The 16,219-nt window shown below is 54.2% G+C and carries 16 protein-coding genes and 1 pseudogene; 12 read left to right on the top strand and 5 right to left on the bottom strand.

Annotated elements, in window-relative coordinates:
• Position 1: 1 nt before the first annotated feature.
• Positions 2 to 586, bottom strand: coding sequence for a ribosomal protein S5-alanine N-acetyltransferase (gene rimJ / locus DAI21_RS18540; protein WP_100780610.1), 585 nt, complete (start codon positions 584 to 586; stop codon positions 2 to 4).
• A 289-nt stretch (positions 587 to 875) separates the two neighbouring features.
• Here rimJ and mdtH point away from each other — a divergent pair, with 289 nt between their 5' ends.
• The 9 genes from mdtH to DAI21_RS18585 all read left to right on the top strand — a co-directional run bounded on the left by mdtH (position 876) and on the right by DAI21_RS18585 (position 7,633).
• Positions 876 to 2,084 (top strand): multidrug efflux MFS transporter MdtH, encoded by a 1,209-nt coding sequence (mdtH, locus tag DAI21_RS18545; protein ID WP_100780611.1) that lies wholly within the window; start codon positions 876 to 878, stop codon positions 2,082 to 2,084.
• 138 nt (positions 2,085 to 2,222) lie between these two features.
• Positions 2,223 to 2,783: a lipoprotein gene (locus DAI21_RS18550; RefSeq protein ID WP_100780612.1), complete on the top strand. Its 561-nt coding sequence runs from the start codon at positions 2,223 to 2,225 to the stop codon at positions 2,781 to 2,783.
• A gap of 141 nt (positions 2,784 to 2,924) precedes the next feature.
• The gene (gene pyrC, locus DAI21_RS18555) at positions 2,925 to 3,971 is read left to right on the top strand and encodes a dihydroorotase (RefSeq protein WP_107703885.1); all 1,047 of its coding nucleotides are present in this window, start codon (positions 2,925 to 2,927) and stop codon (positions 3,969 to 3,971) included.
• Between the two features lie 74 nt (positions 3,972 to 4,045).
• On the top strand, positions 4,046 to 4,291 hold the full coding sequence (gene dinI / locus DAI21_RS18560) for a DNA damage-inducible protein I (protein WP_100780614.1): 246 nt from the start codon (positions 4,046 to 4,048) through the stop codon (positions 4,289 to 4,291).
• Between the two features lie 270 nt (positions 4,292 to 4,561).
• Entirely contained in the window at positions 4,562 to 4,816 is a 255-nt protein-coding gene (gene bssS / locus DAI21_RS18565) for a biofilm formation regulator BssS (RefSeq protein ID WP_095281565.1), read from the top strand.
• 117 nt (positions 4,817 to 4,933) lie between these two features.
• The gene (solA, locus tag DAI21_RS18570) at positions 4,934 to 6,052 is read left to right on the top strand and encodes an N-methyl-L-tryptophan oxidase (protein ID WP_107703886.1); all 1,119 of its coding nucleotides are present in this window, start codon (positions 4,934 to 4,936) and stop codon (positions 6,050 to 6,052) included.
• A 59-nt stretch (positions 6,053 to 6,111) separates the two neighbouring features.
• Positions 6,112 to 6,225, top strand: coding sequence for a YceO family protein (locus DAI21_RS18575; protein WP_100780616.1), 114 nt, complete (start codon positions 6,112 to 6,114; stop codon positions 6,223 to 6,225).
• A gap of 261 nt (positions 6,226 to 6,486) precedes the next feature.
• Positions 6,487 to 7,053: a cytochrome b gene (locus DAI21_RS18580; protein ID WP_100780902.1), complete on the top strand. Its 567-nt coding sequence runs from the start codon at positions 6,487 to 6,489 to the stop codon at positions 7,051 to 7,053.
• A 1-nt stretch (position 7,054) separates the two neighbouring features.
• Positions 7,055 to 7,633, top strand: coding sequence for a YceI family protein (locus DAI21_RS18585; protein ID WP_102105551.1), 579 nt, complete (start codon positions 7,055 to 7,057; stop codon positions 7,631 to 7,633).
• A gap of 41 nt (positions 7,634 to 7,674) precedes the next feature.
• Here DAI21_RS18585 and DAI21_RS18590 read toward each other — a convergent pair whose 3' ends face one another.
• Complete coding sequence (locus DAI21_RS18590; protein ID WP_100780618.1) at positions 7,675 to 8,724, bottom strand: rhodanese-related sulfurtransferase; 1,050 nt, start codon at positions 8,722 to 8,724, stop codon at positions 7,675 to 7,677.
• Between the two features lie 220 nt (positions 8,725 to 8,944).
• On the opposite strand from DAI21_RS18590, the gene DAI21_RS18595 reads away from it, so the two are divergent.
• The 3 genes and pseudogenes from DAI21_RS18595 (at position 8,945) to DAI21_RS18605 (ending at position 11,685) form a co-directional block, all read left to right on the top strand.
• Positions 8,945 to 9,871, top strand: a complete 927-nt coding sequence (locus DAI21_RS18595) for a Kdo(2)-lipid IV(A) acyltransferase (RefSeq protein ID WP_107703887.1) — start codon at positions 8,945 to 8,947, stop codon at positions 9,869 to 9,871.
• Positions 9,872 to 9,998: 127 nt separating this feature from the next.
• Positions 9,999 to 11,224 (top strand): annotated as a pseudogene (gene mdtG, locus DAI21_RS18600) (multidrug efflux MFS transporter MdtG).
• A gap of 86 nt (positions 11,225 to 11,310) precedes the next feature.
• A complete protein-coding gene (locus DAI21_RS18605; protein WP_100780621.1) occupies positions 11,311 to 11,685 on the top strand; it encodes a MysB family protein in 375 nt (124 codons plus the stop codon).
• A 6-nt stretch (positions 11,686 to 11,691) separates the two neighbouring features.
• Here the strand turns inward: DAI21_RS18605 and DAI21_RS18610 are convergent, their stop codons facing one another.
• From DAI21_RS18610 to mdoG, 3 genes are read right to left on the bottom strand one after another with little or no spacing between them, the layout of a single operon-like run.
• Entirely contained in the window at positions 11,692 to 11,919 is a 228-nt protein-coding gene (locus DAI21_RS18610) for a YceK/YidQ family lipoprotein (RefSeq protein WP_100780622.1), read from the bottom strand.
• A gap of 56 nt (positions 11,920 to 11,975) precedes the next feature.
• Complete coding sequence (mdoH, locus tag DAI21_RS18615; protein ID WP_102105554.1) at positions 11,976 to 14,504, bottom strand: glucans biosynthesis glucosyltransferase MdoH; 2,529 nt, start codon at positions 14,502 to 14,504, stop codon at positions 11,976 to 11,978.
• Positions 14,497 to 16,032 (bottom strand): glucans biosynthesis protein MdoG, encoded by a 1,536-nt coding sequence (gene mdoG / locus DAI21_RS18620; protein ID WP_100780903.1) that lies wholly within the window; start codon positions 16,030 to 16,032, stop codon positions 14,497 to 14,499. The genes mdoH and mdoG overlap by 8 nt, the downstream gene beginning before the upstream one ends.
• Positions 16,033 to 16,219: the final 187 nt, after the last annotated feature.

A 16,219-nucleotide genomic window follows, 5' to 3' on the forward strand; every position in this document is an offset into this window, starting at 1 on the left:
CTTAGCGACCTGCGGTCCATTCTTTGGTGGTTAACGCCGTCAGCACGTGGTCGCGCCACTCGCCGTCGATCAACAGATAATCTTTCGCGTAGCCTTCTTTTTCAAACCCAAGCCGCGCCAGCAAATCGCCGCTACGCTGATTGTGCGGCATATAGTTGGCCATAATGCGGTGGATGTGCTGAGAGCGCTGCATATAGCGGATCGCGCTGGTCAGGGCTTCAAACATCAGCCCTTGGCCCTGCCATTTCTGGCCGATGGAGTAGCCGAGGTAACAGGCGTGAAACGATCCGCGCACCACGTTCGAGAAATTAGCGATCCCGATGATTTCCTTCTCTTCCGGGTCGAGCAACGCGAAATAATAGGCACTGCCCTGCTTGTGGAATTCGGCAATCATACTCAGGCGAGCCTGCCAGCCGGAGGGATAGCAGTGGCTTTCATCCCGAACGGGTTCCCAGGGCTTTAAAAACTGGCGATTCTCGGCGTAATAATCCGCCAGACGCCAGGCATCACGCTCATGCACCAGACGAACGACCAGTCTGTCTGTTGTCAGGCGCACTTTTGGCACGTTACTGCGATAGCCAAACATCGTTACCACTCCTTCCCGTTACTTCTGCTCTACCTGTTAGCTTTACTATACCTGCGCCGGTGCTTTCTGTGAAAACAGTGACATACCCTTTTTCACAGATTTCACAAAATTCGATTAAAAAGCTGAATCAAACCACCCTTTTGATAAAAAAATATTGTCGCTGGCGGTGTGGGAAAACGCCTCGCAACCACGCAGAATATTAGCGTGCTCATCTTTCTCTACACTTAAGCCTTCAGACTGCCTTTTCGGGGCTGTCAGCAGGATGACGTGATTTTTCCCTGGAGGGAAAATGTCTCGCGTATCGCAAGCCCGGAGCCTGGGCAAATATTTTCTGCTCGTCGATAACATGCTGGTCGTGCTCGGCTTTTTTGTCGTCTTCCCACTGATCTCCATTCGCTTTGTCGATCAAATGGGCTGGGCGGCATTAATGGTCGGTATTGCCCTGGGCTTGCGTCAGTTTGTCCAGCAGGGACTTGGCGTGTTTGGCGGTGCGATTGCCGACCGCTTCGGCGCAAAACCGATGATTGTCACCGGCATGCTGCTACGGGCCGCCGGATTTGCCACCATGGGCATCGCGCACGATCCCTGGCTGCTGTGGTTCTCCTGTTTTCTCTCCGGGATTGGCGGCACGCTGTTTGATCCGCCGCGTACCGCGCTGGTCGTGAAACTGATTCGCCCTCAGCATCGCGGGCGTTTTTTCTCGCTGCTGATGATGCAGGACAGCGCCGGTGCGGTGGTCGGCGCCCTGCTCGGCAGCTGGCTGTTGCAATATGATTTCCGTCTGGTGTGCGCCACCGGCGCGGTGCTGTTTATCCTCTGCGCGGCATTTAACGCCTGGCTGCTGCCCGCCTGGAAACTCTCGACGGTGAAAGCGCCCGTGCGTGAAGGGCTGGGCCGTGTGCTGGCCGATAAACGCTTCGTCACCTACGTGCTGACGCTGACGGGCTATTACATGCTGGCGGTGCAGGTAATGCTGATGCTGCCCATTATGGTTAACGATATTGCCGGTTCGCCTGCGGCCGTCAAATGGATGTATGCCATCGAAGCCTGCCTGTCGCTGACCCTGCTCTACCCAATCGCACGCTGGAGCGAAAAACGTTTTCGCCTTGAGCATCGCCTGATGGCGGGCCTGCTGCTGATGACGTTAAGCATGATGCCGATTGGTTTGGTCGGCACCTTACAACAGCTCTTTATTCTGATCTGCACCTTCTACATTGGGTCGATCATTGCCGAACCGGCGCGTGAAACCCTCAGCGCCGGGCTTGCCGATCCGCGTGCGCGCGGCAGCTATATGGGCTTTAGCCGACTGGGGCTGGCCTTTGGCGGTGCGCTCGGATACGCCGGTGGCGGCTGGTTGTTCGATGCAGGGAAAGCGCTGAATCAACCGGAATTGCCGTGGGTGATGCTGGGCGTTGTAGGCTTTATCACCCTCATCGCCCTGTGGTGGCAGTTCAGCCCGAAACGCAGCGCGAGCGGGATGCTCGAACCCGGGGCCTGATGGTCTGAGCACGTATTCCGACGGGCGGAAGGTCCACTTTCGCCCCCGAATATCAGGTTTTTCTGCTGGTAACTGGTATACCCCCCTGACATACTGAGGCGTCAGGACAAGAGCGCCGACATCATGTTGAGGAACCCCATGAAAAAGATTGTCATTGCTGCTGCGTTAGTTATCAGCGGCCTGCTGGTCGGTTGTAACCAGCTTACGCAATACAGCGTTAGTGAGCAGGAAATTAATCAGGCGCTGGAAAAACACAATAACTTCTCCAAAGATATCGGTGTGCCCGGCGTCGCCGATGCCCATATCGTACTCAATCAACTCGTCAGCCAGATTGGCCGCGAAGAGCCGAATAAAGTCACGCTCTCCGGCGACGCCAAACTGGATATGAACTCCCTGTTTGGCAGCCAGAAAGCGAACATTAAGCTGAAACTGAAAGCGCTGCCGGTCTTTAACAAAGAGAAAGGGGCCATCTATCTTCAGGAAATGGAGATCGTGGATGCCGAAGTGACGCCGGAGAAAATGAAACCGGTGCTGCAAACCCTGATGCCGTATCTGAACCAGTCGCTGCGGAACTATTTCAATCAGCAGCCTGCCTATGTGCTGAGCGAGGACAGAAGCAAAGGTGAAGCGCTGGCGAAGAAATACGCCAAGGGGATTGAAGTGAAACCGGGTGAAATTATCATCCCGTTTACGAATTAATCGAGAGGGCGCCGTGTGCGCCCTTTTTTTACACTGCTATTTAACGGAAATGTGTGCAAACGAAAACGTTTCCCCTTATGATTTGTGTCCGGCAAAAACAGCCATCCTTATGACTGATTCCTGATAAGCCGGAGCATATCAATGACTGCACATCCCCAGGTTCTGAAAATCCGCCGCCCTGACGACTGGCATATCCATCTGCGCGATGGCGACATGCTGAAAACCGTTGTCCCTTACACCAGCGAAATCTATGGCCGCGCGATTGTCATGCCTAACCTGGTTCCACCAGTCACCACCGTTGATGCCGCAATTGCCTACCGTCAGCGCATTCTCGATGCCGTTCCGGCAGGCCATGATTTTACCCCGCTGATGACCTGCTACCTCACCGATTCGCTCGACCCGAACGAAGTCGAACGCGGCTTTAATGAAGGCGTGTTCACTGCCGCCAAACTCTACCCGGCCAATGCCACCACCAACTCCAGCCACGGTGTGACCAGCACGGATGCTATTATGCCGGTCCTGGAACGCATGGAAAAACTGGGCATGCCGCTGCTTATCCACGGCGAAGTGACGCATCCCGATATCGATATTTTTGACCGCGAAGCACGCTTTATCGAGACCGTGATGGAACCGCTGCGCCAGCGTCTGCAGGGGCTGAAAGTGGTCTTTGAGCACATTACCACCAAAGACGCGGCCGAATATGTGCGCGACGGCAACGATCTGCTCGCCGCGACAATCACCCCTCAGCACCTGATGTTCAACCGTAACCACATGCTGGTCGGCGGTGTGCGCCCTCACCTGTACTGCCTGCCGATCCTCAAGCGCAATATCCACCAGCAGGCGCTGCGTGAACTGGTCGCCGGCGGTTTTACCCGCGCCTTCCTCGGAACCGACTCCGCCCCGCACGCGCGTCATCGTAAAGAGGCCAGCTGCGGCTGTGCGGGCTGTTTCAACGCCCCAACGGCGCTGGCCAGCTACGCCACGGTATTTGAAGAGATGGGCGCGCTGGAGCACTTCGAAGCCTTCTGTTCCCTGAACGGCCCGCGCTTCTACGGCCTGCCGGTGAATGAAACCTTTATCGAGCTGGAACGCAAACAGAGCCAGGTCGTCGATACTATCGCCCTGACAGACGACACGCTGATCCCGTTCCTGGCCGGTGAAACCGTTAACTGGACGGTTAAACAGTAATTTTTTATCGCCCCCTGTTGTAAGTTCAATATAATGCCTGTATAAATAAACAGTATATTACACAGGGGGCAATTATGCGTATCGAAGTGACTATCGCCAAAACAACCACTTTGCCTGCTGGCGCGCTGGATGCGCTGGCCGGAGAACTCTCCCGTCGCATCAACAGCACGTTCCCCGATCAGGAAGGGGCTGTCACCGTCCGTTACGCCTCCGCGAACAATCTTTCCGTCCTCGGTGGGGCAAAAGAGGATAAAGATCGCATTAGCGAAATCCTGCAAGAAACCTGGGAAAGCGCCGACGACTGGTTCATCACCGATTAATTCAAACTCCCTCATTGTCATTTTTTGCCGGGTCGCCCCGGCTTTTTTTATGCCGATTAAATAAGTTCAAATTAATTGCGTATCTTCTTAAAAAAACGTGAATAAGATGGCGTTTTATTGTTCAAACAATCCTAAAAAGCAGAAATTTAGGTTGCGGGCTGTTTATTTTTCCCTTCATATCCCTTATTTATTGATATACTGAAGTTGCTTCAGAAAAACACGCATTGAACCTCACAGTCGTTGTCTTCTCACACGTATTACGGGGTTATGATGGAAAAGAATAATGAAGTCATCCAGACTCATCCACTTGTCGGATGGGACATCAGTACCGTAGACAGCTACGATGCGCTGATGCTGCGTTTGCACTACCAGACCCCGAATCAGCCTAGCCGTGAAGAAGCGGAAGTTGGACAGACACTGTGGCTGACCACAGATGTCGCCCGTCAGTTTATTTCTATTTTAGAGGCAGGTATTGCCAAAATAGAGTCTGGCGACTACCAGGAAAATGAGTATCGTCGGCATTAATTTTATGCCCTACATTCACTCAACAGGCACCTAAGGGGTGCCTCATTTATTTCTCCCTTGAATAAGCCTTTCATCTTATTTACTCTGCAAACTTAAGTCCTGGTTTAAGAGATACTCATGAAATACGACTTGATTATTTTAGGCAGCGGCTCCGTCGGCTCTGCTGCGGGTTATTACGCAACCCTTGCTGGCCTGAACGTCCTGATGATTGATTCCCACCTTCCTCCGCATGCTGAGGGGAGCCATCACGGCGACACCCGCCTCATCCGCCATGCCTATGGCGAAGGCGAGCGCTACGTTCCGCTGGTACTGCGGGCGCAACAACTCTGGGATGAATTATCAGCCCTGACCGAAGATAAAATTTTCGAGCGCACGGGCGTGGTGAATCTCGGTCCTGCGCACTCGGAATTCCTGGCGAACGTGGAGCACAGTGCCCGCGAATTCAATCTCGACGTAGAACGCCTCGACGCCGCAGCCGTCATGAAACGCTGGCCAGAGATCACCGTTCCCGAGGATTACATCGGACTCTTTGAAGCCAACTCCGGCGTACTGCATTGCGAAACCGCCATCAAAACCTGGGTCTCCCTCGCGGAAAAAGCGGGCTGCGCTCAGCTCTTTAACTGCCCGGTCACGGCCATCCAGCATAGTGACGACGGTGTTACCGTTGAGACGCCGGAAGGGCCTTATACCGCCTCCCGCCTGCTGGTCAGTGCCGGGACATGGGTCACGAAACTGATGCCTGAGCTGCCGGTTCAGCCGGTGCGTAAAGTTTTCTCCTGGTTCCAGGCCGACGGGCGTTTCAGCACCCAGAATAAATTCCCGGCCTTTACCGGCGAGCTGCCGAATGGCGATCAGTTTTACGGCTTCCCGTCTGAAAAAGACGCACTCAAGATTGGTAAGCATAACGGCGGGCAGATCATCTCCTCCCCGGAGGAGCGCAAAGCGTTCGGTGCTTTGCCGGGCGATGGTTCCGAGGCGTTCAACTTCCTGCGCAATGTGCTACCCGGCGTGGGCGGGCTACTGTACGGTGCCGCCTGTACGTACGACAACACTCCGGATGAAGATTTTATTATCGATACGCTTCCTGGCCACGACAATACGCTGCTGATCACCGGGCTAAGCGGACACGGGTTTAAATTCGCCTCCGTGCTGGGTGAAATCGCCGCGCAGTTTGCGCAGGGTATCACTCCGCAGTTTGATCTGGCCCCCTTCTCTCTCGCGCGTTTTGGCGGATAATCCTCTTTTCAGGCTCCGACCCGTCGGGGCCTTTCTCTTTATATCGTCGGACAGAGATAATGCGCAGGATCTTTGATTATCTGGTAAACAATATCCGCGAGCATTTGATGCTCTATATTTTTCTATGGTCAATGCTTGCCATCATCGATGTTATTTATATTGTATTTTTCTGAAAAGACACGCTGACGATAATTGACAATACTTTATATTACCTTAATCTGTCCGCAAATAATTTGATTACCCCACAACACCCGAAAACCCTTTCCCACCTAAGAGCAGCCACTTAAACACGAATGAATTGAATCAGAATCGCGTTACACAATCAAAAATATTGAAATAGAAAAATGAATATTCCTAATGCTTAAATATCAGTTGCAATAAACCTTTTCACAGGCCATTTTTACCCTTCAAATTAATTAGGGATGGTCATCATTATGCAGCTGCGTAATTCTTCTGCACGCTATGGAATAATATCCATATGCTTGCACTGGTTAATTGCTCTCGCGGTTTATGGCATGTTCGGCTTAGGGTTGTGGATGGTGACGCTTAGCTATTACGACGGCTGGTATCACCAGGCGCCTGAACTGCACAAAAGCATTGGCATCCTGTTGATGATGAGCCTGGTGGTCCGTATTGTCTGGCGTCACATTTCCCCTCCTCCACCGGCGCTAAAAAGCTACAGCAAATTGACGCGACTGAGCGCCATCGCCGCTCACATCGCCCTGTATGGCCTGCTGTTTGCCATTTTGATTAGCGGGTATCTGATTTCGACAGCCGACGGTAAACCGATCAGCGTCTTTGGTCTCTTTGAGGTTCCGGCTACCCTGGCGGATGCCGGTTCCCAGGCCGATCTGGCAGGCCAGGTGCATCTCTGGCTTGCCTGGGGCGTCGTGATTCTTTCTGTCCTGCACGGCCTTGCGGCCCTTAAACATCATTTCATCGATAAAGACGCCACGCTCAAGCGCATGCTGGGCCGATCGTCTGTAGACTCTGGAGCATAAAATGAAAAAACACCTGCTGGGTATCGCGTTAGGTTCTTTGGTATTTGTCACCGGCTCCGCCGTGGCCGCTGATTACAAAATCGATAAAGAGGGCCAGCACGCCTTCGTGAATTTCCGTATTCAGCATCTGGGCTACAGCTGGCTGTACGGCACCTTTAAAGATTTCGACGGCACTTTTACCTTTGACGAGAAAAATCCCGCCGCAGATAAAGTGAATGTGACCATCAATACCAACAGCCTCGATACCAACCACGCAGAGCGTGATAAACATCTGCGCAGCGCGGATTTCCTCAACGTGGCGAAATTCCCGCAGGCGACATTTACCTCAACGGAAGTGAAAAAGGACGGAGATGATCTGGATATCACCGGCAATCTGACCCTGAACGGCGTGACGAAACCTGTCACCCTCGATGCGAAACTCATTGGTCAGGGGGATGATCCGTGGGGCGGCAAACGCGCTGGCTTTGAGGCTGAGGGTAAAATCCGTCTGAAAGATTTCAACATCACCACCGATTTAGGCCCGGCATCGCAGGAAGTGGATCTGATTATTTCCGTGGAAGGCGTGCAGCAGAAGTCCTGATAAAAAAAATCCCGGCCGCATTTTGCGCCGGGATTTCTTATTTATTCCGGGTCAGGGATGCCCAGTTTGGTATTCAGACGACCACGCGATTTATTGAAAATCTTGTTGCCGTTTTCTCGCCCTGCGCGACGGCGGCGCTGCTCTTCTTCAGGCAGTACGCTCTCTTCGCTACACAGCTCGCTACAGCAGCCTCTGAACTTCTCGGCACAGCTCGGACACTGAATAAACAGCAGATGGCAGCCGTCATTTTTGCAGTTGGTGTGGGTGTCACACGGCGTACCGCACTGATGACAGTGCGCGATCACATCTTCGGAGATGCGCTCGCCCATACGCTCGTCAAAGACGAAGTTCTTACCAATAAAACGCACCGGCAGGCCCTGCTCACGCGCGCGACGGGCGTACTCAATAATCCCGCCTTCGATATGCCAGACTTTATTGAAACCGCTGTGTTTCATAAAGGCGCTGGCTTTTTCACAGCGAATACCGCCGGTGCAGTACATCACAATTTTTTTATCTTTGTGTTCCTGCATCATCTCCACGGCTTTCGGCAGTTGCTCGCGGAATGTGTCCGCCGGGATTTCCAGCGCGTTTTCGAAATGGCCTACTTCATATTCGTAGTGGTTGCGCATATCGATAAACACGGCATCAGGATCGTCCAGCATGGCGTTCACTTCTGCCGCTTTCAGATATTCGCCGACATCAGCGGCGTTGAACGTCGGATCGTCGATGCCGTCGGCCACGATGCGCTCACGCACTTTCATGCGCAGCACCCAGAAGGATTTCCCGTCATCATCGAGGGCAACGTTCAGGCGCACGTTGTTGAGAGCGGGATCAAAACCATAAAGAAAATCGCGGAAGGCGTTTACTTTACTTTCTGGCACGCTGATCTGCGCGTTGATCCCTTCATGAGCCAGATATACGCGGCCAAATACCTTCAGCGCTTCAAAGGCTTTATAGAGTGCGTCGCGGGTGACCTGCGGCTCTTCAATGGTAAAATATTTGTAGAATGAGATGGTTACACGCGCTTCGGTTTCCGCCAGCATGCGTGCTTTCAAGGTCTCATTCGAAATGCGGTTGTGTAACACTGGCATGGTGTACGGTTCCTGCAATCGTTAAGAGAAAGAAAATCGGCGGCATCATATAGCATACAATGAGAATTTACATCCCCACATTTTGCGCTACATTTCCCTCATCCAGAAAATAAAGTAGCAACAATTGCTGCAAAAGCGTTCATTTGGCGCCCTTTCGTTTTGGTTATGTATTTAAAAAATGCGAGAATGCTGGCATAAGGACGAAAAAGACAGGAAAGACATGACCCGATTACCTCAGTTTTCAACGGCGTTGCTTCATCCACGTTACTGGCCAACCTGGGCCGGCATCGGCCTTTTATGGATGCTGGTTCAACTTCCCTATCCGGTGATCTATCGCATCGGTTGCGGTCTTGGTCATCTCGCTCAGCGCTTTATGAAACGACGCGTCAAGATTGCGAACCGCAATCTGGAACTTTGTTTTCCAGACATGGGCGAACAGGAGCGCGAGCGGATGCTGCGCAAGAATTTCGAATCTGTCGGCATGGGTCTGATGGAAACCGGAATGGCCTGGTTCTGGCCCGATAAACGTATGGCGCGCTGGTTTGACGTGACCGGAACAGGCATGGAGCCAGTGCATACCCTGCAGGCGGAAAAAACCGGCGTGCTGCTGATTGGCATTCACTTCCTGACGCTCGAAATAGGCGCAAGGATGTTTGGCATGCAGGCTCCCGGCATCGGCGTCTATCGCCCGAACGATAATCCGGTGATCGATCTTCTGCAAACCTGGGGCCGTATGCGCTCCAATAAGAGCATGATTGACCGTAAAGACCTCAAAGGGATGATCCGCGCGCTGAAAAACGGTGAAGTGATCTGGTATGCCCCTGACCACGATTACGGTAAGCAATCCAGCGTGTTCGTCCCTTTCTTTGCCGTTCAGGAAACGGCGACCACCACCGGTACCTGGATGCTGGCCCGTATGTCTAAAGCCGCCGTTGTGCCTTTTGTTCCGCGTCGTAAACCAGACGGAAAAGGCTACGAGCTGATGATGCTTGAGCCAGAGCGCACACCGCCGCTGGATGATGCAGAAACCACGGCCCGCTGGATGAACGGCATCATTGAGCAATGCATCATGCACGCGCCGGAGCAGTATATGTGGCTGCATCGCCGCTTTAAGACGCGTCCACAAGGCATGCCTTCCCGCTACTAACTAACCTCCTTGCGGTCGTTCAGGCCGCATCGCTTTTAGCTTTAAAAGCCCTTCGCATTGCAGCAATCATCCCCCAGGCGCATAATTAGCAAGCTTACTATCTTCTTTTATCGCAATGCGGAATGCTATGTCGCCCTCAGATGCCCCCATAAACTGGAAACGTAACCTCGTCGTGGCCTGGCTCGGCTGTTTTTTAACCGGAGCCGGATTTAGCCTGGTGATGCCTTTCCTGCCGCTGTATGTCGAGCAACTCGGCGTGACGGGCCATAGCGCACTGAATATGTGGTCCGGTCTGGTATTCAGTATCACTTTCCTGTTCTCAGCCATTGCCTCTCCTTTCTGGGGCGGGCTTGCCGACCGCAAGGGGCGCAAGATCATGCTGTTGCGTTCTGCGCTCGGGATGGCGATTATCATGGTGCTGATGGGGATGGCGCAGAATATCTGGCAGTTCCTGATCTTGCGCGCGCTACTGGGCCTATTAGGTGGATTTGTCCCTAACGCTAACGCCCTTATCGCCACGCAAATTCCTCGCCATAAAAGCGGGTGGGCGCTCGGCACCTTATCGACCGGCGGCGTCAGTGGCGCACTGTTGGGTCCGCTCGCCGGGGGCTGATGGCCGATACCTACGGATTGCGTCCCGTGTTTTTCATCACCGCCAGCGTGCTCTTTGCCTGCTTCCTGCTGACAGCGTTCTTTATTCGCGAAAACTTCACGCCGGTGTCGAAAAAAGAGATGCTGCATGCGCGCGATGTTATCGGCTCGCTGAAAAACCCGAAGCTGGTGTTGAGCCTGTTCGTGACGACGATGATTATCCAGGTGGCGACCGGATCGATCGCCCCGATTTTGACGCTGTATGTGCGCGAACTGGCCGGGAATGTCAGCAATATCGCGTTTATTAGCGGCATGATAGCCTCCGTGCCGGGCGTTGCGGCGCTGCTGAGCGCACCGCGTCTCGGGAAGCTTGGCGATCGTATCGGCCCGGAGAAGATCCTGATTGCCGCGCTGGTGATCTCGGTTCTGCTGCTGATCCCGATGTCCTTCGTGCAAACCCCGTGGCAACTCGGCGTGCTGCGCTTTTTACTGGGCGCCGCTGACGGCGCACTGCTTCCGGCAGTGCAAACCCTGCTGGTCTACAATTCGACAAACCAAATCGCCGGGCGAATCTTCAGCTATAACCAGTCGTTTCGCGATATTGGTAACGTCACCGGCCCACTGGTCGGCGCCGGGATCTCCGCCAGCTTTGGCTTCCGCGCGGTCTTTATTGTGACGGCAAGCGTCGTGCTCTTTAACGCCATTTACTCCTGGTGGAGTCTGGCCCGCGCCTCGCGGCCTGCCCTTAATGCATCCTCCTGACAACTTATTGCCCCATTCATACTTGCAAAATCAGAGAATCAGCTATTCTTTCCCTGAACACCACTGCGAATCACAGGGAGAAACCGATGACCATGTATGCCACGCTGGAAGAAGCGATTGATGCCGCCCGTGAAGAGTTCCTCGCCGACAACACCAACGTCGAGGAAGAGGATGCGGACATCCAACAACTCAATATTCAAAAATATGTCCTGCAGGATGGCGATATCATGTGGCAGGCCGAATTCTTTGCAGACGAGGGGGAAGACGGTGAATGCCTGCCCGTGCTGAGTGGTCAAGCAGCTCAGGCGGTGTTCGACGGTGATTATGAAGAGATCGAGCTGCGTCAGGAGTGGCAGGAAGAAAACACCCTCCATGAATGGGATGAGGGTGAGTTTCAGCTTGAGCCGCCGCTGGATACCGAAGAGGGGCAAACCGCAGCGGATGAGTGGGACGAGCGTTAATCAGCCCTATTCGTAAGGGCCGTGCTGGGCGTCGATGGGCAGCAACAGCGTGTCGAAGACCAGCGAGAACGGCAGATCGATAATCGTGACATAACGCCATGCGGAGTCACGAACGTCCCATTGCACGCCGGGATAGTACTGGTTGCCATGGCCCTGACCGGGAATGGTACGGCTGATAATGCTGCCGCAGCCGCTGAGCAGCAGCGCCATCATCACCACGATGAGTATTCGCATTCAAACCTCATATAAAAAAATACCGGCCTTGGCCGGTATTTTTATTGTCGTTCGGCTTACTTCGCCTTCAGGGCCAGCGGGTTCAGCTTTATCGTCGAGTAGTAGTTCACCCACGAAGAGTATCTCTCCGGAGAGGACCATACGCGGTAGTGCAAACGCGCCATCGTCACGGGATCGCTTAACAGCACCAGACGGCGGTCGCGGTTCAGTTTTTCCGGCGTTTCGTTGAGCGCCTGCTCGATGTGGCGATCGCGGGCGATCTCCAGCACCTGGCTTGCACGGTGACGCGCCGTTGCCATTGCGGTGGCCAGGGCGTTAAACGACGGGTTAAACACCGCATGAATAAAGCCATCGTCCAGCGAGCGGCTGCGGTTCATTGCCAGATACTTGTCGGTATCCACCAGCACCTGCGGCGGGGAGTACTCTTCCGGGATCAGGAACAGTTTCCAGCGTTTGGTACGTAATCCTACCGTTGAACGGCTGGAAATCACGGAGACAAACGGCGACAGAATCAGCGAGAACACAATCGGCGCCAGCCAGAACAGGAAGCGTAAATCCAGCCATGCCATTCCGGCAGCCCACACCAGACCCAGCAGCATCTGCGAGCCATGACGCATAAAGGCTTCGCTCCACGGCGTGGAGTCATCATCACGCTGCGGCGAGTTCCAGACTACTTCCCAACCGAGGAACGCGCTGACCACAAACACCGTGTGGAACAACATACGTACCGGGGCCAGCAGCACGGAGAACAGCACTTCGAGCAGCAGGGAAAGCGTCACGCGACAGAAACCACCAAACTCTTTCGAGCCTTTGCACCAGATAAGAATGATACTCAGCAGCTTAGGCAGGAACAGCAGCACCATGGTTGACGCAAAGAGCGCAATCGCCAGTTCAGGACGCCACTGCGGCCACACCGGGAACAGCTGGCGCGGTTGCAGGAAGTACTGCGGTTCGGTCAGGGCATGGACAACCTGAAGTGCGGTCGACAGGGCCAGGAACATAAACCACAGCGGCGCAGACAGATAAGACATTACCCCCGTCAGGAACACGGCGCGGTGAACCGGGTGCATCCCTTTGACCAGGAACAGACGGAAGTTCATCAGGTTGCCGTGACACCAGCGGCGGTCACGCTTTAACTCATCCAGCAGGTTCGGCGGCAGTTCTTCATAGGAGCCAGGCAGATCGTAGGCAATCCACACGCCCCAGCCTGCGCGGCGCATCAGCGCAGCTTCCACGAAGTCGTGAGACAAAATGGAACCCGCAAACGAGCCTTCGCCCGGCAGCGGTGCCAGCGCACAGTGTTCGATGAAGGGCTGTACACGAATAATGGCGTTGTGGCCCCAGTAGTGGGATTCACCTAGCTGCCAGAAGTGCAGACCGGCGGTAAACAGCGGGCCGTAAACGCGGGTCGCAAACTGCTGGCAGCGCGCATACAGCGTGTCCATACCGGAGGCTTTCGGCGATGACTGAATGATCCCGGCGTTCGGGTTCGCTTCCATCAGGCGCACCAGGCCAGTCAGACACTCACCGGTCATCACGGAGTCGGCGTCCAGCACCACCATGTAGCTGTACTGATTACCCCAGCGGCGGCAGAAGTCATCGATGTTACCGCTTTTACGCTTCACACGACGACGGCGGCGACGGTAGAAAATCTGCCCTTCGCCCTGCACTTCCGCGATGAGTTCCATCCACGCTTTTTGCTCAGCCACGCAGATGTCCGGGTTGTAGCTGTCGCTCAGGATGTAGACGTCGAAATGCTCGGCGTTGCCGGTCGCCTTTACAGACTCCCAGGTCGCGCGCAGACCCGCGAATACGCGGTCAACGTCTTCGTTACAGATAGGCATGATCAGCGCAGTGCGGTGCTCGGGATTTAAGGCTTCATCCCCAACCGTCGACGCTGAAATGCTGTATTTGTCACGCCCCATCAGCAGTTGCAGGAAGCCCATCAGCGCGGTCCAGAAACCGGCGGAGACCCAGCAGAACAACACCGCAAACAGCAGGAGGATCCCACTTTGCAGAATGTACGGCAGGAGCTGCATGAAGGAGACCCAAAGATCCTGTCCTACCATGTCGGCCGGATTGATCAGCGCCCAGCCCTGATAAGGCAGGATGGTTTTCATGTACCAGGTGGCGACCACGGTTTGCGCCAGGGTCAGAACCAGCAGGGTGTAGCGACGAAGGGTGCCGACGGTACGCCACTTCTGCTCAGACGCCTGCTGTTCTTTGGTCAGGCGAGACAAATAGCGCGGCGCCACATCGCGACCGCGAAGACGATCCCAGAAGCGGCCCACCGGGTTGGTGCGCCACGGGTCCGGGAACATGGAAGAGCGCGTCGCTTTCGGCATAGCCTGCAGCTGGGTGCGCCCCTCATCGTCTTTAACCAGCTGCCCTTCCGCCAGCGAATCCGGCCAGGCCTGCTCCAGACGCGCCTTAACGGATCCCAGTGGCGTATCGTCATCACGGGTAAATTCGTGATGCTCGCCATCCAGCGCGGTATGAACCGCGCGGATGTCGCTCTTAGGCAGCGCCGCTTTCTCAATATCTGTCAGCGGCATGGCATCGATATATTCAGATGTATTATTCATTGGCAGGTAGCTGATAGCTCCAGGTTTCACTCAGCGGCTGATCGGCATTGACCAGCGCAGCGCGCATTTCAGTGGTCTGTTTAGGATCTTTCACTTTTACGCGCAGGGTTAAACGCCACCCTTTGGTTACCGGGTTGTAACGCACGGTGCTCTCAACGATTTCACCATTGTCACCGATGCTGGTTTGCGCCGTGACAGGCGTATCCGGCGTCAGTTTTTTCATATCCTGACCGGCGAAGTCGACCACAAACGCCACGGTACCATCAGGCTGGCGAATGAGATTCGACTGCTTCACATCGCCCGTTGAGCGACGCGTCTGCATCACATACGCGTTGTCCGGCGCATGCAGTTTGTCTTCATCGCGGCTGAAGGTGATGGTGTACTTGAAGTTCATCTCTTTGCCGGCTTCCGGCAGCTGATCCGGCGTCCAGTAAGCGACGATGTTGTCGTTGGTTTCATCGTTGGTTGGAATTTCAACCAGCTCGACTTTCCCTTTACCCCAGTCCCCTTTCGGCGTGACCCAGGCGCTTGGACGCAGATCGTAACGATCGTCGAGATCTTCAAAGCGAGAGAACTGACGACCGCGCTGGAGCAGACCAAAGCCCTGCGGGTTTTCCATCGCAAAGCTGCTGACCGCCAGGTGTTTCGGGTTGTTCAGCGGACGCCAGATCCACTCGCCGTTGCCCGCAAGAATAGACAGGCCGTTAGAGTCGTGCAGTTCCGGGCGGAAGTTGGTCGCCGGAGAGGGCTGGTTCGGCCCGAACAGGAACATACTGGTCAGTGGCGCAACGCCCAGTTTGCCCACTTTGTCGCGCAGGTAAACTTTGGACTGCACGTCGATAACCGAGTCACGACCTGGAATGATCACAAAACGGTAGGCACCGGTTGCACGCGGGGAGTCCAGCAGTGCGTAGATAGTCAGGCGTTTGTCCGTCGGTTTTGGACGCTCGATCCAGAACTCACGAAAACGCGGGAATTCTTCACCAGACGGCAGCGCCGTGTCGATTGCCAGACCACGCGCAGAGAGACCGTAAACCTGGCCGGAACCGATCACGCGGAAATAGCTGGCCCCCAGCATGCTGACAATTTCGTCGTTTTTATCTTTGCTGTTGATGGGGTAAAGCACTTTAAAGCCTGCAAATCCCAGGTCTTTAACGGTGTCTTTATCGTGTTTCACATCGCCAAAATTAAAATAATCCGGGTTGTACTTGATCTTACGCACCGCAGTAGCCGTCACCTCATTGATGGCAACCGGGGTGTCGAAATACATACCCTGATGATAAAACTCAAGCTTGAACGGGGTTTTAATGTTGTTCCAGTACGCTTTATCGTGATTGAACTGGATCTGCTGATAGTCCGCATATTTCATGTCGCGGAAAACGGAGGGCAGGTTACTTTTTGGCGCCTCATAGCCCTTGTCGGCCAGCGATTTTGCCTGTTTTGCGACATCATCGATGGAAAAAGACCATGCAGAAGAGGTATACAGTGACAACAATACTGCTGCACCTAACCAACGCATTTTCATCATTTGTGGTTTATGTTTCATAATAAGTAAGCACTTCCCCCTTTGTGTGCTTAATTCGATCCGATCCATTTTACTGGAAATTCAGGCAATCCGACAACATTATCACTGCTTTGTTCAGCGGCTGGCTCATGGATTAAGCAACGAGAAGAACCCACTCTTCACTTTGCGTGCTTATCCTGGAGACAGGGTG

The sequence above is a fragment of the Lelliottia sp. WB101 genome, assembly GCF_003051885.1.
Lineage (GTDB): Bacteria > Pseudomonadota > Gammaproteobacteria > Enterobacterales > Enterobacteriaceae > Enterobacter > Enterobacter nimipressuralis.